At 68.2% G+C, this 16289-nt stretch carries 19 protein-coding genes; 11 read left to right on the plus strand and 8 right to left on the minus strand.

Going from position 1 to position 16289, the window contains the following annotated elements; genetic code table 11:
* The first annotated feature begins 221 nt into the window (after positions 1 to 221).
* The 3 genes from HUN08_RS14750 (at position 222) to HUN08_RS14760 (ending at position 3409) form a co-directional block, all read left to right on the plus strand.
* Positions 222 to 1187, plus strand: a complete 966-nt coding sequence (locus HUN08_RS14750) for an alpha/beta hydrolase family protein (protein WP_124248567.1) — start codon at positions 222 to 224, stop codon at positions 1185 to 1187.
* A 355-nt stretch (positions 1188 to 1542) separates the two neighbouring features.
* The gene (locus HUN08_RS14755) at positions 1543 to 2265 is read left to right on the plus strand and encodes an acetoacetate decarboxylase family protein (protein ID WP_124248566.1); all 723 of its coding nucleotides are present in this window, start codon (positions 1543 to 1545) and stop codon (positions 2263 to 2265) included.
* A 142-nt stretch (positions 2266 to 2407) separates the two neighbouring features.
* The gene (locus HUN08_RS14760) at positions 2408 to 3409 is read left to right on the plus strand and encodes an IS481 family transposase (protein ID WP_174900939.1); all 1002 of its coding nucleotides are present in this window, start codon (positions 2408 to 2410) and stop codon (positions 3407 to 3409) included.
* Between the two features lie 140 nt (positions 3410 to 3549).
* Here the strand turns inward: HUN08_RS14760 and HUN08_RS14765 are convergent, their stop codons facing one another.
* The 4 genes from HUN08_RS14765 to HUN08_RS14780 form a co-directional block, all read right to left on the minus strand.
* Positions 3550 to 7068 (minus strand): GH92 family glycosyl hydrolase, encoded by a 3519-nt coding sequence (locus tag HUN08_RS14765; protein WP_301546748.1) that lies wholly within the window; start codon positions 7066 to 7068, stop codon positions 3550 to 3552.
* Positions 7069 to 7168: 100 nt separating this feature from the next.
* Complete coding sequence (locus HUN08_RS14770; protein ID WP_124248776.1) at positions 7169 to 7414, minus strand: hypothetical protein; 246 nt, start codon at positions 7412 to 7414, stop codon at positions 7169 to 7171.
* Positions 7415 to 7736: 322 nt separating this feature from the next.
* Positions 7737 to 7961 (minus strand): MbtH family protein, encoded by a 225-nt coding sequence (locus HUN08_RS14775; RefSeq protein ID WP_124248777.1) that lies wholly within the window; start codon positions 7959 to 7961, stop codon positions 7737 to 7739.
* 80 nt (positions 7962 to 8041) lie between these two features.
* Complete coding sequence (locus HUN08_RS14780) at positions 8042 to 9181, minus strand: acyl-CoA dehydrogenase family protein (protein ID WP_124248824.1); 1140 nt, start codon at positions 9179 to 9181, stop codon at positions 8042 to 8044.
* A 77-nt stretch (positions 9182 to 9258) separates the two neighbouring features.
* On the opposite strand from HUN08_RS14780, the gene HUN08_RS14785 reads away from it, so the two are divergent.
* Positions 9259 to 9708, plus strand: a complete 450-nt coding sequence (locus HUN08_RS14785) for a flavodoxin domain-containing protein (protein ID WP_124248778.1) — start codon at positions 9259 to 9261, stop codon at positions 9706 to 9708.
* Positions 9709 to 9739: 31 nt separating this feature from the next.
* On the opposite strand, the gene HUN08_RS14790 is transcribed toward HUN08_RS14785, so the two are convergent.
* Entirely contained in the window at positions 9740 to 10615 is an 876-nt protein-coding gene (locus tag HUN08_RS14790) for a DMT family transporter (protein ID WP_124248779.1), read from the minus strand.
* A gap of 34 nt (positions 10616 to 10649) precedes the next feature.
* Positions 10650 to 11018 carry a hypothetical protein gene (locus tag HUN08_RS14795; protein ID WP_124248780.1) on the minus strand — a complete coding sequence of 123 codons (369 nt, stop codon included), beginning with the start codon at positions 11016 to 11018 and terminating at the stop codon, positions 10650 to 10652.
* Between the two features lie 150 nt (positions 11019 to 11168).
* Here HUN08_RS14795 and HUN08_RS14800 point away from each other — a divergent pair, with 150 nt between their 5' ends.
* The 6 genes from HUN08_RS14800 to HUN08_RS14825 all read left to right on the plus strand — a co-directional run bounded on the left by HUN08_RS14800 (position 11169) and on the right by HUN08_RS14825 (position 14720).
* On the plus strand, positions 11169 to 11984 hold the full coding sequence (locus HUN08_RS14800) for a methyltransferase domain-containing protein (protein WP_301546749.1): 816 nt from the start codon (positions 11169 to 11171) through the stop codon (positions 11982 to 11984).
* 48 nt (positions 11985 to 12032) lie between these two features.
* The gene (locus HUN08_RS14805; RefSeq protein WP_124248781.1) at positions 12033 to 12302 is read left to right on the plus strand and encodes a hypothetical protein; all 270 of its coding nucleotides are present in this window, start codon (positions 12033 to 12035) and stop codon (positions 12300 to 12302) included.
* Positions 12299 to 12781 carry a histidine phosphatase family protein gene (locus HUN08_RS14810; protein WP_124248782.1) on the plus strand — a complete coding sequence of 161 codons (483 nt, stop codon included), beginning with the start codon at positions 12299 to 12301 and terminating at the stop codon, positions 12779 to 12781. The genes HUN08_RS14805 and HUN08_RS14810 overlap by 4 nt, the downstream gene beginning before the upstream one ends.
* Before the next feature lie 87 nt (positions 12782 to 12868).
* Positions 12869 to 13177: a hypothetical protein gene (locus HUN08_RS14815; RefSeq protein ID WP_124248783.1), complete on the plus strand. Its 309-nt coding sequence runs from the start codon at positions 12869 to 12871 to the stop codon at positions 13175 to 13177.
* Positions 13178 to 13279: 102 nt separating this feature from the next.
* Positions 13280 to 13699 (plus strand): STAS domain-containing protein, encoded by a 420-nt coding sequence (locus HUN08_RS14820; protein ID WP_124248784.1) that lies wholly within the window; start codon positions 13280 to 13282, stop codon positions 13697 to 13699.
* A 334-nt stretch (positions 13700 to 14033) separates the two neighbouring features.
* Entirely contained in the window at positions 14034 to 14720 is a 687-nt protein-coding gene (locus HUN08_RS14825) for a PAS and ANTAR domain-containing protein (protein ID WP_124248785.1), read from the plus strand.
* Between the two features lie 116 nt (positions 14721 to 14836).
* On the opposite strand, the gene HUN08_RS14830 is transcribed toward HUN08_RS14825, so the two are convergent.
* Positions 14837 to 15061, minus strand: coding sequence for a CsbD family protein (locus tag HUN08_RS14830; protein WP_124248786.1), 225 nt, complete (start codon positions 15059 to 15061; stop codon positions 14837 to 14839).
* Between the two features lie 118 nt (positions 15062 to 15179).
* Positions 15180 to 15602 (minus strand): ChaB family protein, encoded by a 423-nt coding sequence (locus HUN08_RS14835; RefSeq protein ID WP_124248787.1) that lies wholly within the window; start codon positions 15600 to 15602, stop codon positions 15180 to 15182.
* 124 nt (positions 15603 to 15726) lie between these two features.
* Here HUN08_RS14835 and HUN08_RS14840 point away from each other — a divergent pair, with 124 nt between their 5' ends.
* Positions 15727 to 16278: a Dps family protein gene (locus tag HUN08_RS14840; protein WP_124248788.1), complete on the plus strand. Its 552-nt coding sequence runs from the start codon at positions 15727 to 15729 to the stop codon at positions 16276 to 16278.
* Positions 16279 to 16289: the final 11 nt, after the last annotated feature.

The following is a 16289-nucleotide window of genomic DNA, read 5'->3' on the forward strand; positions in this document are numbered from 1 at the left end:
CCAAGTCTGGTGACCCGAACGGGACCCGAGTCCGGATACTCCGCAGGTCAGGGCCAGTCTAGACAAATAGGGCGAACCCCGGAAACCGCGAAAGGTCTCGGAACGGCCCCGCTCCGGCCGCAGTCGGGTGACCTGACAGGAAGGTCCCAGGCAGCCCCGGTATCCTCGGTCACCGACTGTCTACGAAAGGACCGGGCGTGCGGGGATTCCGCTTCATTGGAATGGTGCTGGCCGCATTGATGGCTGCGGCGCTGTGCGCCGGGACCGCGCAAGCCGCTCCCGCCTCCCGCATCACGAGCAGCTACGACGACGGCCCGCAGGAGACGACGCTCGTCGTGTACTCCGCGGCCATGCGCCAGGCCTACCCCATCACGGTCCTTAAGCCGCGCAACCAGAACAAGCCGGCCCCGGTCCTCTATCTGCTCAACGGCGCCGGCGGCGGCGAGGACTCGGCCACCTGGGCCGCACGCACCACCTACACCAAGTTCTTCAAGAACAAGAACGTCTACGTGGTCACCCCCATCGGCGGCGCCTTCAGCTACTACACCGACTGGATGCACCGCGACCTCATGCTCGGCAAGCCCATGTGGCAGACCTTCCTCACCAAGGAACTGCCCCCGCTGATCAACGCGAAGTTCAACACGACCAAGCGCAACGCCGTCGCCGGCATCTCGATGGCGGGCACCTCGGTGTTCAACCTGGCAATCGCGAAGCCCGGCCTGTACCGCTCCGTCGCCGCCTTCAGCGGCTGCGCCCGCACCAGCGACCCGCTGGGCCAGCAGTACATCAAGATGGTCATCGACCGCGGCCAGGGCAACATCGCCAACATGTGGGGCCCGCTCAACGGTCCCGGTTGGCGCAAGAACGACCCGTACATCCAGGCACCGCGCCTGCGCGGCACCAAGATCTACATGACCACCGGCACCGGACTCCCCGGTGCGCACGAGAACCTCGCCGACAAGGGCATCGCCGGCGACCCCGGCACCCTGGCCAACCAGACCATCGTCGGCGGACTCATCGAAGCCGCGGTCAACCAGTGCACGCAGGACATGGCCGTCCGCCTGAGCTCGTTGGGCATCCCGTTCAAGCTCACTACCCGCCCCGGCGGCACCCACTCGTGGGGCTACTGGGAGGACGATCTCCACAACACCTGGCCCAGCCTGGCCCGCGACCTGCGCACGCGGTAGGTCTTCGCCCTTTCGGGGGTCTCGATACGGTTCCTCGCCTAGCGGCGGTCTCGATACGGTTCCTCGCCTAGCGGCGGTCTCGATACGGTTCCTCGCCTAGCGGCTCGGATCCACTCGACCACCCCGGATCCACTCGACCACCCCGGATCCACCGCCGGATCGAGTGACCGCGACGAAGGAGCAGTCGTATCGAGATCTCGACCACCCCGGATCGATCTCGACCAGCGCTGACGACGTCGAGATCGCCCGACCACTGTCGGATACGCGCGACCACCGATAGGCTACGAACGAGAACACGTTCTAGTTATCGGGAGGCGTTGTGCCCAGCCATCAGGTCCTCGGGACCACCGTCGAAATGCCGGTGCAGATCCGCGACGCGCGCTGCTTCGTCGCCGGGTTCAGCGCGTCGGCCGACGCCGTCCGCCGCGCCATCGCACCGACCGACCTGCAACCGGTCGTCATCAATCCGCGTAGCCTCGATCCACGGCGGTTCGGCCAGGCCCGCACCGTGGCGATGCTCGTATTCGTCCAGTACATCGACGGCGACCTGGGTCCCTACCACGAGTTCGGCGTCTGCTTCCTCGTCAACGAGCCGGGCACCTCGACGTCGCCGGTCGCCTCCCTGCGCTCACTCCTGCGCAGCGACGCCCGCGCCCTGATCCACCACCTACCCGTCGACGGGGAGTTCACCCTCGCCGCGGGTCGGGGGATCTGGGGCTTCCCCAAGACGATGGCGGAGTTCGACGTCGATCACGACTCCCCGCGCAAGCACGGCGCCGTGCGCGCCGACGACCAAGAGATCTGCGACCTCACGATCGCACCCGGAATCCCGGTGCCCGACCAACCCGGCGGCGCGACGTTGCAGGCCTACTCCCACCTCGACGGCACCACTCGACGCACCCCGTGGCGCCTCTCCGGAACCCACGGCGTCCGCACCCGCCCCGGCGGCGCGAAACTCGTCCTCGGCGGGCACCCGATCGCCGACGAGCTGCGCTCCCTGGACCTCTCCCGCCACGCGCTCATGACCTCGTCGGTGGCGAAACTGCAGATGTCGTTCGACGACGCCGTGGTCGTGTAGCTGGCATTTCGTCGCACGAGGTCTCGATACGGTTCCTCGCCTAGCTGTACTTCCCCGACACGTTGTGAACGGGTGAGGTGAGGCGAAGACCTCCGGGCAGGATGTGGGTTACCACACTCACCATCTCGCCACGGAGGTCTTCATGACCCACGCTAATGCACCTCTGACTCCTACGGGCCGTCGACGTCTGGCTGTGCTGGTTGTTGATCAGGGGTGGTCGTTGCGGCGTGCTGCTGAACGGTTTCAGTGCTCACCGGCAACGGCCAAACGCTGGTCTGACCGCTACCGGGCGGGGTTGCCGTTGACCGATCGCAGCTCCCGACCCCAGTCCTCACCGCGGCGGCTGGCACGCAAGGTCGAACAACGAATCATCGGTCTGCGGTTCACCCGCCGGTGGGGGCCACATCGGATCGCCTATCACCTGGGCCTGAACAGATCGACCGTCGAGCAGGTCCTCAAGCGGTACCGCATGCCGTTGCTGGCCCATCTCGATCAAGCCACCGGACTCCCGGTGCGCCGCCCGGCCCCGGTCCGATACGAAGTCGACCGGCCCGGGCGGCTGGTGCACATCGACATCAAGAAGCAAGGTCGAATCCCCGATGGCGGTGGTTGGCGCGCCCATGGCCGAGGCTCGATACAAGACCGGGCCGCAGACACCGCCCGGGAAAGAGCCTGCCGCGCGGGGGCGAAAAGCTCGCGCGGCTACCGCTATCTGCATCACGCCGTCGACGACTACTCGCGGGTCGCCTATTCCGAGATCCTCGACGACGAACGTAAAGAGACCGCCGCAGGGTTCTGGTTACGGGCCAGCGAGTTCTTCGCAGGTATCGGCGTCACGGTCACCGCGGTGATGACCGACAACGGTGCCTGCTACCGCTCCCACGCCTTCGCCGACGCCCTGGGACCCACGATCAAGCACAAGTGGACCCGCCCGTATCGACCGCAAACCAACGGGAAAGTCGAACGATTCAACCGCACCCTGGCCGCCGAATGGGCCTACGCCCGGCCCTACGCCAACGAAACCGAACGCGACGCCGCCTACACCGCCTGGCTACACCACTACAATCACCACCGACCCCACACCGGCATCGACGGCCAAGTCCCCTCAGCCCGCGTTCACAACCTCACAGGGAAGTACACCTAGCGGCTCGGATCCACTCGACCACCCCGGATCCACCGCCGGATCGAGTGACCGCGACGAAGGAGCGGTCGTATCGAGATCTCGACCACCCCGGATCACTCGACCACCCCGGATACACCGCCGGTCTTTCGACTCGACGCGCATCAGGCGCCGTCGAGGCGCAGCAACTCCAGCTGGGCCAGCTGAACGGGGTCACCGAACACCACACGGTAGGCGGAATAGGCACCGGCAGCGGCGAAGACCCGCGTCTGCCGCTCCCAACGGAACTCGGCCTCGCACGCGCTCAGCGTCGCCCAGTCGCCATCCGATCCGCGGCCCTGCAGCTCCCACCGATAACGCCCCGGTTCGACGACGGTCAGCGTGTAGTGATCCACGGCCGTCGGCTCCCCGAAATCCCAGCCGACCCAGCCACCTGCGTTCAAGACAGCTGGGGCGGTGGCCGACGAGTCGTCGAACGCATTGGCAGTGTCGGGTCCGCCCATCGCGCCGGAGAGCGCCGGTGAGGTGAGGTCGACGGGCGGGCGCGGCGCATCCCCCACGGCAGTCAACGACGGCGGTACCGAACCCTCCGCCCAATCCGACGGCTCCGGCCCCAGCTCGAATTCGATGACGGCCCCGCCGACGATCCGCTCCCGCTCGATGGTGACCCGTTTCCACGGCTGCCCGTCGACAATCACCGACTGCACGTAGCAGTTCTCCGCGGACGCGCCGCGCGCCACGATGTCCAGACGCTTGCCGTTCTCCATCGTCCACGTCAGACGCGGGAAGGCGGGCGCACACAGCACGAATAGCCCGCTGCCGATGGTCAGCGGATACAGCCCCGACACCGCGAACAGGTACCACGCCGACATCTCGCCGTTGTCCTCGTCGCCCGGGTATCCCTGCCCCAGGTCGGAACCGGTGAACAGCCGACGCACGGCGTCGCGCACGATCGCCTGCGTCTTCGCGTGCGCCCGACTTCCGGGCCGCGATGCGAACGCGTACATGAACGGGATGTGGTGGGCCGGCTGATTCGACAGTGCGAGCATCCCCATCCGGGTGTCGCGGGCCTCGCGCATCTCGTGGATGACGACGGGATAGCCGCCCATGAACTGCGCGCGCCCGGTTTCCGGCAGTGCCATGAACTCGTCGAGGGTCTCCTCCAGCTCCGCCCGGCCGCCGTACAGTTCGGCCAACCCCTGCCCGTCCTGCGGCGCGGTGAACCGGGTGCCCCAGGCGTTGGTCTCGGTGTAGTCGGTCCCCCAATTTCGCGGGTCGAAGGGGCCGCTGCGCCACGCGCCAGATCCATCCCGGCCGCGGAAGAAGCCGGTCCCCTCGTCGAACATCAACGCGTAGCGCGCACCCCGCGCGGCGAACCACGTCGCGTTGGCGGCGAACTCGTCGGCGCGCTCGTGCTCGGGGAAGCGCTGCGCCAGATACTGCGAAAACGCCCCAATCGCCGCGTCGTTGATCGCGGCGTCGATCGTCCACGACATCCCCTCGTGCTCGTCGGTGTCGGCATACCCGGTGAACATCGAGCGGTCCATCCCCTTGCGCCCGACGAACCGGTTCGACGACGGCACCGTCGCATTGCGCAGACAGGAGTCGTAGGCGCCGATCACGTCGAAGTCGCCGAGTTCCCCGATCCCGGCCAGCGCCGCGTCGGCGAACACCGCGTCGCTCGAGGTGCCGGTCATGATGTCGGCGGGTGCCGGCGCCGACCACCGGCTCACCCAGCCACCGTCGCGATAGTGCTCGACGAATCCGTCGAGCAGCCGCCCGGTCAGTCCGGGGGCGAGCAGCGTGCGCAGCGGCCAACTCGCCCGGTACGAGTCCCAGAACCCGTCGGTGACGGTCAGCTGCCCGTCGACGACGCGCCGCCCGGTGTGCGACGGCGAGTCCTGCACATCCGGCGGATAGGCGAACGGCGATGCGAACTTCCAGCCGTCCGGCGTGTGCTCCGACGCGGTGTTCGGGTACAGATGCACGCGATACAGCGACGAGTACAGCGACGTCAGTTCCGTCGGTGTCGCACCGTCGACGGCGAGACGCCCGAGCAACTGCTCCCACTGCTCGCGCGTGTCCGTGACGACGGCGTCGAAGGTTGTGCCGTCGTCTTGCGTGGTCTCGATACGGTTCCTCGCCTTGCGGCTCGGATCCACTCGACCACCGTCTGGACGATCCGACTGTGGGTGGTCGAGTGCCGGCGAGGCGCTAGCCGAGTCGGCGTATCGAGACCCACCGCGGGATCCGCCCGACCGTCGGTGATCGAGATCTCGACCACCGTCTGGACGATCCGACTGTGGGTGGTCGAGTGCCGACGAGGCGCTAGCCGAGTCGGTGTATCGAGACCCACGATCGGCGTCGAGATTGCGCTCGGCCTGCTCCACGCTGATATGCGAGACACCGATCCCGACCGTGATGCGGCGGTCGTCGCCCTTCAGTCCGACGGTGAGGACGCCCAGGACGGCCTCGCGCTCATGCCCGGGGAAGCGTCGGGCGCTGAGCACCCTACCGTCGACCTCGACGTACACGTAGGTCCGCGGCACATGGGTCAGACCGCCCGGTCCGTCGACATATCCCGTCGCGACATACCGCTCCCCCGGCACCGGATCGGGCAGGTCGAGATGCCCGTCGCCATCGATCTGGTCGAAGATGAGCGAGCCGATGTCCCCGCCATACGTCGCACGCAACCACACCGAATGCGAGCCGGCGGTCAGCTCGGCGCGGATCGGTTGGTGTACCCCGTCGTCGAGGACCACCGAATACAAATGCGGCCGATCGATCTCCCGGTCGTGGGAGAAGGGCAGCGCCCGATCCTCCCGGTCGGGCTTGGGGTGCGCCAGCGGGTGCGGGAACACCTGGAAGCTGCCGCGGTCGCCCATCCACGGCGACGGGATGTGCGAGGTGGCGAAGGCCTGCAGATAGGGCACGACGCTCGCATTGTCGGTCGACGGGTCGTCGGGCGGATTGGAGTCGACGCGACTGGCCTCGTGATACGAGTACGGCCACCCCCGGTTGCCCGCATCGGTCATGGGCAGCCCGAAGACGAAGCCGTGCGGCACCGCCACGAGCGGCGCGCAGCCACCGCGCGAGAACCGGTCCGACGAGAAGGTCCCCCGGGTGGTGCGGACCCGGTCGATCGGATCGGCGGATTCGGACACCTCGACGAGGGCGACCGCGTCGACGAATCCCGCCTGTTCGCGCTCCCGCGCATCCGGCTCCACGCGCGCCGGCACCCAGCCGGTCAGCTCGACGCGCTCCACCGTCTTCCCGCCGACCCCGGCGAGGGTCACCGTCCGCGACGACCACTGGTCGACGCCCAGCATCCGCGCGCCGTACTGGGCCGACGCGTCCAGGGCGGTGCCGTACTCGTCGGCCGACCCCGCCTCGGAGAGCCGGGTCCCGTCGGTGAAGACCACGTCGAGCGCCACCGCCGTCGACGCGTACCCGTCGCGGACATCGGGCTCACCGTCGTCGAAGACGCAGAACGCGGCGTAGCGCAGTGCCTGGCCGTCGCCGATCTCACGGCCTTCCAAGCCGGTGTCGACGACCGTCGCGCGCCACCGTCGCCCGGCGCCCGCGGTTACCCGGAAACCCCACGGGTGCGCGGAGGACAGCCCGACGCCGGGCTTGGCGTTGACCCCATAGGTTGGACCGTCCCCACGTCGGAGCGGGTCCACAGAAAGAATGTCGGTTACGGCCGACGACGAGTCGGTCCGATCAGTGCTGGCCACGCGCTCCAGTCTGGCAGGCGCGGCGGCGAAATCGCGGTAGCGGCGTCTAGCCGACTGCGCGCAGGCCCACGGTCGGCGCGATGCCGTGGCCGAGCCAGTCGATGACCTCGGCCACCGAGTCGCCGGAAGCGGCGCTGGGGAGCGTCGCGACGATGCCCGCGGTCAGGGCGGCGGATTCGCCGAGCCCGTGACGGTCGAGGACCGACTTGTATTCGCGGATCGTCTTGTCGAGATCTCCATAGGTGACCGCATGGTCGCCGAAACGGGCGGCCGTCAGTCGCGGAGTAGTCATTGCACGGTCGGCGACGTGATCAATCACAGCCATCATGCCAATACCTCGGATCCATCTGCGTGCTGCGCAAGTACCTCTTGACGTTGCGCATTGCTCAAGGAAATTCCCAGAACACTCACAGTTTGACACAGGTGAGACTCAGATTCCAGCCGTTACCCGCGAAAAGTTCGAAACGCTTGAGCGTAGCCAACCCGCAGGTCAGCGTCGATTACACGAACGACACGGCGGGTCACATCTCCATGACACAACGTCGATGCAGGTCAGAAGATATTTCAGCTCCCGAAGTATCGGCCCACGGCCTATCGGCGGGGGCGGATGCGACTCATTTCGAGTCGGCGTCGGCCTCCATCGCCTCGATCAGGCTCTTGGGCCGCAGATCGGTCCAATTCTCCTCGACGTAAGCCAGGCAGGCCTGCCGACTGTCCTCGCCGAAGACCTTGGTCCAACCGGCCGGGATCTCAGCGAACGTCGGCCACAGCGAGTGCTGGTTTTCGTCGTTGACCAGCACGTAGAACCGGCCGTCCTCGTCGTCGAAGGGGTTGGTCATCGTTGCAGTCTCCTTGGATGTCGCAGGCGCCGCCCGCGGATTCTGCGGCCCATTATGCCAGGTGGGGACCACCCGCCGAGTCAAGCCTTGGTGCGGTCGGCGATAGCGCGCCCCTGCACCACACGCATGATCTCGTTGGCCCCCTCGAGAATGCGGTTGACGCGCAGGTCGCGAACGATCTTCTCCACCTTGTACTCGGTCAGGTAGCCGTATCCGCCGTGCAGCTGCAACGCGGAATCGGCCACCTGGAAGCAGGTGTCGGTGACGTAGCGCTTGGCCATCGCGCACAGCTCCACCTTGTTCGGCGCGTCCTCGTCGAGCGCCGACGCCGCATCGGTCAGCATCAGGCGCGCGGTGTGCAGGCCGGTCGCCATGTCGGCCAGGGTGAAGCGCACCGTCGGCTCGTCGAGCAACGGCTTGCCGAAGGCCTCGCGATGCGCGGTGTAGCTCGCCGCCAGATCGAAGGCCGCCTGCGCTCCCCCGAGCGAACAGGCCGCGATGTTGAGCCGCCCGCCGTTGAGGCCGGACATCGCGATGGAGAAGCCCTTCCCCTCGACGCGGCCCAGGAGCGCGTCGTCGTCGACCCGCACCCCGTCGAAGATCACCTGGGCCGTGGGCTGGGCATGCCACCCCATCTTGGACTCGGGCGGCCCGAAGGAGAGTCCCGGCGTTCCCTTCTCGACGAGGAAGGTCGAGATGCCCTTGGCCCCGGCGCCGCCGGTGCGGGCCATCACCACGTACAGGTCCGACGCTCCGGCACCGGAGATGAACTGCTTGGCACCGGTGATCACATACCCGCCGTCGACCCGCTCCGCCCGGGTGCTCAGCGCGGCGGCATCGGAGCCGGCGCCGGGTTCGGTGAGGCAGTAGCTCGCCACCGTCGACATGTCGACCAGGCGCGGCAGCCAGCGCGCGCGCTGCTCGTCGTCGCCGTAGGTGTCCACCATCCAGGTGCACATGTTGTGGATGGAGAGGAAGGCGGCGATCACCGGGTCGCCGATCGCCAGCTGCTCGAAGATGCGCACGCCGTCGAGGCGGCGCAGGCCGGACCCGCCGTGCTCCTCGTCGCAATAGATCGCGCCCATGCCGAGCGCGGCCGCCTCGCGCAGCACGTCGAGCGGGAAATGCTTGGTCGCATCCCACTCCAACGCGTCCGGGGCGAGCTTCTTAGCCGCAAACGCGGCGGCGGTGTCAACGATCACCTGTTCTTCGGGGTCCATGGTCCTCACGGTTCGAGACTAATGTCACCGGGTCGCGATTTCCGGTTCTCCCTGCTCACAACGTAGAATTGTTGCCCATGTCCACAGTCATCCTCTACGGCACGGAGACCGGAACGGGCGAGCTCGTCTCCGACTCGATCGCCGATGTTCTCGCCGCCGACCACGATCCGTCGATCTACGACATGACCGACTTCGCCGTCGAGGACCTTGATCCGAGCGACTTCGTCGTCGTCGTCTGCTCCACCTACGGCGAGGGCGAACTGCCCACCGGCGCACTGCCGTTCGCCGACGAACTCGACGCCAACAAGCCCGACCTGAGCGGTCTGCGCTTCGCCGTGTTCGGTCTGGGCGACAAGGTGTACGGCGACACCTTCAACCGCGGTGGCGAGATCATCGCCGAGATGCTGACCGCCCTCGGCGCCACCCAGGTCGGCGAGCACGGCCGCCACGACCTCTCGTCGGACATCAAGCCGACGAAGCAGGCCGAAGAATGGGCCGCCACCATCGCGCCGCTCATCAACGACTGATCCCGACGCCAGCCGAACCGGCGCGCTCCCGTCACCGGCGAGACGCGTCGGTTTCGTCGTGACGCGCCTTGGCGCCTTTACTCGTCATCACGTCGGCACGGACCGCGGATAGCTTCGCCAATTCGACGACCGAGCGGATCATCAAGGCCAGGACGACGCCCAGGAACAGGGCCGTCGTCACGCTGACCCGGATCTGCTCGCCGAGGACCAGCATGCCCAGGGCCATCGACGTCGCGGGCTCCATGACGTTCATCGCGGGGAACGAGGTCTGCAGATCGCCCGCGCCGAAGCCGCGCTGCTGGGCCACCACCGCCCCCGGCGCGACGAGCAGCAGGACGTACACCTGCGGGTGGAAGAAGACCTCGTGCCAGGTGGTCATCGCCTGCATGATCACCGACTTCACCAGCAGCGCCGAGACCCCGAACAACACGCCGGCGGCCAGGCCGTAGAACAGCGCCCGGTAGTGGCTGCTCTTGGACTTCTCCGCCAGCGCGACGAGGACCAACACTCCGCCGACGACGGCCGCCGTCGCTATCGCCAACGTCGTGGTGTCGGGCCGCCGCGAGGATTGTTCGGGGTGGGCGACGAGGAGGAAGGTCCCGACGCTGGCCACCAGGATCAGTCCCCACAGCCATTCGTTGGGATGGGGATGCCGGTCGTCGGCCCAGGCTTCCAGCGGCAGGGAGAACAGCACCGCCAGCACGATCAGGGGCTGCACCAGCAGAATCGGCCCCAGGCCGAGCGCCGTCGCCTGCGCCGCGAATCCGAGGACCGCGATACCCGCGCCGATCCACCACCGCGCGTTGATCGCGCCCGACGCAGCCGATTCGCGCTGCCGGATCACGGTCCCGGAGGCGATCAGCAGCGCCGCGCCGATGGCGAGGATCGCCGGAAGCCAGGTGTGCACGTGTCCGATTATCGCCGAGTGCCCGGCCCGGCGCTCAGCGCGGGGTGAGGGTCACCCGCGAGGTGACCGAGGGCGACGGCGGGATCCGCCAGATATACGCCTTGCCGACGTAGCCGTTGCCCGACCGCCAGAAGTTGTACCTGGTCAGATCCTCCAGCGTGTACGCGCCGCCGCGTTTCGTCGGCACGATGTCGTGCCAGGAGCGCTGCCCGGACAGGTAGATGCGGTCGCCGCGCACGATGACGGGATAGGAGATCACCGTCGCACCGTCGGGGTAGTACATCGTGTACGTGTAGTGGCCCGACGCGATCTGCGCCGACGCGGCTCCGGCGCCCACCGCGAGGCTCCCCGTCGTCACTGCCGCCGACGCGACGAGGGCCGCGATCATCGCCTTGCTGCGCATGCGGCCGAGATTACCCGGCCGGGCGCGCACAAACCCCACAGTTCGCGACATACCCAGCGGGTTCACCGTGTCGGGTATGTCCGTAACTGCGGGGTTTGTGCTGGTTGGGCACATTGCCGACGACGACGGGCGCGGCGCACACTGGCTTGGGTGAGCGAACCGCAGCAGATGCCCTCCTTCCACTCCACCCCCGCCGACGACGGACAGCAGGAACTCCTGGTGGCCGTGCTCGACGCGCAGGCGGATCTGACCAGCATCAAGCGGATGCGCGCGTGGGCGTCGAAAGCCCTGGGGGTCCGGCCGGGCGAGCACGTCCTCGATGTCGGCTCGGGCACCGGCTCTGAGGTGCTGGCGATGGCGGCCGCGGTCGGATCGTCGGGGCGGGCCGTCGGTGTCGACCCGAACCCGCGGATGATCGAGCTCGCCGACACGCGCACCGGCGAGGCGCCGGCCACCTTCGTCGAGGGTTCCGCCTACGCACTGCCCTTCCCCGACGACACCTTCGACGCGGTGCGCTGCGAGCGCGTCTTCCAGCATCTCGAACACCCCGAGCGGGCGACCGCCGAGATCGCGCGGGTGCTCAAGCCGGGCGGGCGGGCCATCCTCATCGACAGCGATTGGTCGACGGCGATCATGCACCCCATCGACCCGACGATCGTCGCCGCGATGCAGTCGATCGCCGACGACCGCACGCCCAATCGCGAGTCCGGTCGCCGCCTGCGCGGACTGCTGAGCGCGGCCGGTTTCGTCATCGACGACATCGGTTCCGAAGCCGTCATCTTCCAGCCCGAGGTCTCGGCGCCCATGTATGCCGCGCAGGTGCAGGCCGCCGTCGCATCCGGGGTCCTCACCCAGGCGCAGGCGGAGCAGGCCACCGCCGAGTTGGAGCAGGGCCTCGCCACCGGCGACTACCTGTTCTCGGTGACGATGTACGCCGTTCTCGGCCACTTACCCACCGCCGTGTGACGGCGCGGCTCCCGCGGTTTGTCAGGGGTCGGCGCTAGCGTTTGGGGCATGGGATTTTCCGACGAGTTGGAGCGCCTGGTGACGCTGAGCCGGCACCAGATCGAGGTGGTCTGCGCCGACGAGACGCAGCTTCCCGAACACATCGAGCTGTGCCGCGAGCAGTTCGACGAACATCTCGCCGCATTCGACGCCGCCCAGGAGCGCGACGACGTCGAGGCCGACTTCCACTGGCAGGAAGCGGCGGCGTGGCGGGAGACGGCGGCCATCCTCACCGTGATGGTCGACCGCGCCGCCGGTGCCACCCGGCGCAGCGCGTGAGCCGCACCCTCGTCCTACTGCGGCACGGCAAATCCGCCTATCCCGACGGGGTCACCGACCACGACCGGCCCCTTTCCCCGCGCGGCGACCGTCAGGCGGCCTTGGCCGGGCAATGGATGCGCGACGAGGGGATCACTCCCGACGCGGTGTTGTGTTCGACCGCCCGGCGCACCCGTGAGACCTTCGACCGGACCGGCGTCGGCGCGCCCGCCCACTACGTCGACGACCTGTACGGCGGCTCCCCATCGACGATCCTGGAAACCATCCGGATCCACGCGCCCGCAGCCGCCGAGACCCTGCTCGTCGTCGGCCATGTGCCCGGGATGCCGGCGACGGCGATGACACTCGATCCGCAGGGCGTCATCAGTGAATTCCCGACGTCGGCGTACGCCGTGCTGACCGTCGGCGTGCCGTGGGCGGAGATCGGACTGGGCGTCGACCCGGCCTGCCACCTGGTGGGAGTGCGCGTCCCGCGCTGACCTCGTTGCCGCCTCCCCGCATGTTTGCGCGACCGCCGGCCCGGGTATCCCGCCGATGTCCGGGAAACTGGCAAAGGAGGCAGACCAATGCACAACGCCAAAGCCGTCGGACTGCTCGGCTACGTCCTTCTCCTAGTCGGCATCCCTTTCGTCGCCGTATGGCTGGCACTCGCCGCCTCGGCGCATCCCGAGGCCGGCTGGGTGGGCGCCGCGTCGATCACGACGCTGCTCGTCGGTATCGCCTGCCTGATCGTCAGCAGGAGGATGCTCACGAGCGGGCGCCACATCGACGAGCGGGCGGAGGAGGATCCGATTCAGCCCGAAGTCACCGCCGAGGAGGCCGCCGAATACGAGCTGCACTACCACGGTCGCGACACTCGCCGGGACCGTCGGTGATCAACCCGCCGGACGGTGGCCAGGCATCTCTCGACTTGTTATGGTCGGAGACACGGTTGAACACCACAGCCGTCGAGATCGCAAGTCTCGGAGGTTCGGCCCATGTCCGATCTCATTTCTCTCCCCACCCGCACATCGACCGCCTCATCGACGCTCCGACGCGACGACGCATGCGACACCCACGTCGGCAGTGCTGACGGCACGACGTTGGTCACCGTCACCGGTTCCATCGACGCCACCACGGTCGACGAGTTCGCCGAGCACCTCGACGCGGCGGTCGCATCCGGCGGCAACCGTGTCGTGGTCGACATGACCGACGTCGACTTCCTCGGTGCCGGCGGAATGATCGCCCTGCACGGCACCGCCCTGTCGCTGCTCAATGCGGATGGCGCCATTGCCGTCGTCGGACCGCGCCCGGTGTCCCGCCCCCTGCGGCGTACCGGACTCGACCGCGTGGTCCCGGTCTTCGACTGGCTGCCCGCGGCGTTCGAAGCGGTCGGCGGACAGTCCCGGTTGTTCTGAGGGTTTGGCTTCCGCCGGGCGCGGGTAACGCTCGGGAGACTGCACCGTCGAAAGGAGCACTCGTGTTTCCCACCCTCACCGAACCGGTGAAACCCACGACCCCACCGCCGCCGATGCCGACGCCCGGCGCGCCTCAACCCGAGCCGGAGCCACCCGCACCGCCTCCCGTCGAACCCATCCCGCGGCCCGCTCCACCGCCTCCGCAGCCGCCCGGCCCACCGCCCCCGGGCGATCCCGGCCCGCCCGATCCCGAACCCCGGCCACTGGTCGTCCGCGCCTGACCGTCCCGGCTCACCACCCCCGGCTCACCACCCCGGCTCCGTAAGCTGGAGCGGTGACCCAGACACACCCCGCCGAGGAGCCGGCCCGACCGTTTCCCGTCGGTCAGTTCTGGTATCACTTCGACGAGGACCGCTGGGTCTGGTCCGACGAGTTGGCACGGATTCACGGCTATTCGTCGGCCGCCGACGTCGAGCCCACGACCGCGCTGATGCTCGCCCACAAGCATCCCGACGACAAAGACCGCGTCGAGCAGCTCATCACCCGGGTCCGCACGGCGCGCGAATCGTTCAGCGGGCAACACCGCGTCATCGACGCCCAGGGCCGGGTCGTGCCGGTCGTGGTCGTCGCCGACACCTTCACCGACCGCACCGGCACGGCGGTGGGCACCACCGGCTATTACGTGGCGCTGCCGACCACCGGCACAGACACCGAGCCGCCGGTCGACCTCGGCGCCGAGCAGGCCGTGCGCGACCGCGTCGAGAAGGTCGTCGACCGCCGTGCCGTCATCGAGCAGGCCAAGGGTGCGCTGCGCCTGGTGTACCGACTCGACGATCAACAGGCCTTCGACCTGCTCACCTGGCGTTCCCAGGAGACCAACACCAAGGTGCGCGACCTGGCCGCGGCGATCTGCGACCAGCTCGGCACCCTCGATCTGCCGTCGGCCGCGCGAGCCCGGTTCGACCACCTGCTGCTGACCGCCCACGAGGCTGCCGCCTCGGTCGACGCCGACGAGGACTGACCGTCGCGGCGAGATTGTTCCCGGCTGACTCGAACGGCGCCGACCTCCGCCCCACCGCGAAGACTCGCCGGGGAAACTTCCCCGGCGAGTCTGGTGAGCGCTGCAGAAGGGCCGCTCTAGAAGACGTCCTCGTCGCGGGATTCTTCCTTCTCCGCCTGGGCCCGCTCCTGGCGCATACGCTCCATGCCGGCCTCGCGAGTCGCCCCGCCGGCCGTCTTCTGGGCGCGCCCCTCCTCGGCGAGGTCATCGTTGCCGGTGACGCTGCCGACCGTCTCCTTGATCTTGCCCTTGGCTTGGTCCATCGCTCCCTTGATGGTCTCGGTGGCGTTGTTGTCTGCCATGAGCGATCACTCCTTTCGATCGTCGGTTTGACGGACGCTCAGTCGCCCATCGGTGGTTGGGTAACCGGAAGACGGGCGGATCAAACCTGCGGGATCGCCGCCGTCGCGCACCGACGAGTCAGTTGCGGCTGTGCGCGGTGGCCCGACGATTGGCACTCTTGATCGCTGAGACGAGTTCGGACTTGCTCATCGTCGAGCGCCCGTCGATGTCGAGGCGCTGGGCCACCTTGTAGAGATGCTCCTTGGTCGCGTTGGCGTTCACCCCCTCTTCGCTGTGCCCGGACGGATTGGGGCCGCCGCTAGACGCCCGCGAGTCCGACGGCCCGGTGCCGCTCTTGGCCTCCCAGTGGTCCCCCACCTTTTCGAACGAATGCTTGAGGGCGTCGTAGGCGACGCGGTGGGCGCGCTGTTCGTCGTGATACTCCTCGAGCGCGGCGTCGTGGGCCTTGGCGAAGGTCCGCTGCGCCTTCTCCGGTGAACGGGCGATCGTCGACGGCAGTTCGGATTTCCTCACGTTTCCGCGTTGGGTCGTCTTGGGCATGGTTGACCTCCTTGACTCGGGTTGGTGCCCGAACCGGGTTCCCCGCCTTCCCGACGTCGAAACACTGCGGACGGATCCTCCGCACCGATGTTTCGCCGGGGCGCCCCACGGGTATCGCCTCCCCATGACACCAACATCACCCACCTTCACCGCACCGGGAATCACCACCGTCGAGGCAGCCGGGCTCATCAACACGCTGCAGGAGCGCCTGAGCGCACTCAACGACCTGCACCTGACGCTCAAACACATCCACTGGAATGTCGTCGGCCCGAATTTCATCGGCGTCCACGAGATGCTCGATCCCCAGGTCGAGTTGGTTCGCGGATACGCCGACGTGCTCGCGGAACGGATCGCCACACTGGGCGGTTCGCCGCGCGGCACCGCGTCGGCGATCGAGTCCGAGCGCACGTGGGACGACTACTCCCTCAGCCGCGACACCGCCCAAGCTCACCTCGCCGCCCTCGACATCGTCTACGACGGTTTCATCGCATCGCACCGCCAGGCGATCGCCGCCACCGGTGACCCCGACCCGGTCACCCAAGACATCTTCATCTCGCAGACCGCCGAGCTGGAGAAGTTCCAGTGGTTCGTGCGCGCCCATCTGGAAAGTGCGGCCGGCTCCCTGCCCGAGGGGAGTTCCCACACCGAACGCGGGGCCGCCGCGACGGTCCGCTGACCTTTCGGCCG

Origin of the sequence: Gordonia sp. X0973, from assembly GCF_013348785.1 — a bacterium.
GTDB lineage: Bacteria > Actinomycetota > Actinomycetes > Mycobacteriales > Mycobacteriaceae > Gordonia.

Excerpts from the sequence above, each read along its gene's own strand:
- HUN08_RS14820 (WP_124248784.1), top strand. The coding sequence starts at position 13,280 with ATGTCCGATCTCATTTCTCTCCCCACCCGCACATCGACCGCCTCATCG.
- HUN08_RS14835 (WP_124248787.1), bottom strand. The coding sequence starts at position 15,602 with ATGCCCAAGACGACCCAACGCGGAAACGTGAGGAAATCCGAACTGCCG.
- HUN08_RS14760 (WP_174900939.1), top strand. The coding sequence starts at position 2,408 with ATGACCCACGCTAATGCACCTCTGACTCCTACGGGCCGTCGACGTCTG.
- HUN08_RS14785 (WP_124248778.1), top strand. The coding sequence starts at position 9,259 with ATGTCCACAGTCATCCTCTACGGCACGGAGACCGGAACGGGCGAGCTC.
- HUN08_RS14770 (WP_124248776.1), bottom strand. The coding sequence starts at position 7,414 with ATGACTACTCCGCGACTGACGGCCGCCCGTTTCGGCGACCATGCGGTC.
- HUN08_RS14840 (WP_124248788.1), top strand. The coding sequence starts at position 15,727 with ATGACACCAACATCACCCACCTTCACCGCACCGGGAATCACCACCGTC.
- HUN08_RS14755 (WP_124248566.1), top strand. The coding sequence starts at position 1,543 with ATGCCGGTGCAGATCCGCGACGCGCGCTGCTTCGTCGCCGGGTTCAGC.
- HUN08_RS14795 (WP_124248780.1), bottom strand. The coding sequence starts at position 11,018 with ATGCGCAGCAAGGCGATGATCGCGGCCCTCGTCGCGTCGGCGGCAGTG.
- HUN08_RS14750 (WP_124248567.1), top strand. The coding sequence starts at position 222 with ATGGTGCTGGCCGCATTGATGGCTGCGGCGCTGTGCGCCGGGACCGCG.
- HUN08_RS14815 (WP_124248783.1), top strand. The coding sequence starts at position 12,869 with ATGCACAACGCCAAAGCCGTCGGACTGCTCGGCTACGTCCTTCTCCTA.
- HUN08_RS14830 (WP_124248786.1), bottom strand. The coding sequence starts at position 15,061 with ATGGCAGACAACAACGCCACCGAGACCATCAAGGGAGCGATGGACCAA.
- HUN08_RS14780 (WP_124248824.1), bottom strand. The coding sequence starts at position 9,181 with ATGGACCCCGAAGAACAGGTGATCGTTGACACCGCCGCCGCGTTTGCG.
- HUN08_RS14805 (WP_124248781.1), top strand. The coding sequence starts at position 12,033 with ATGGGATTTTCCGACGAGTTGGAGCGCCTGGTGACGCTGAGCCGGCAC.
- HUN08_RS14775 (WP_124248777.1), bottom strand. The coding sequence starts at position 7,961 with ATGACCAACCCCTTCGACGACGAGGACGGCCGGTTCTACGTGCTGGTC.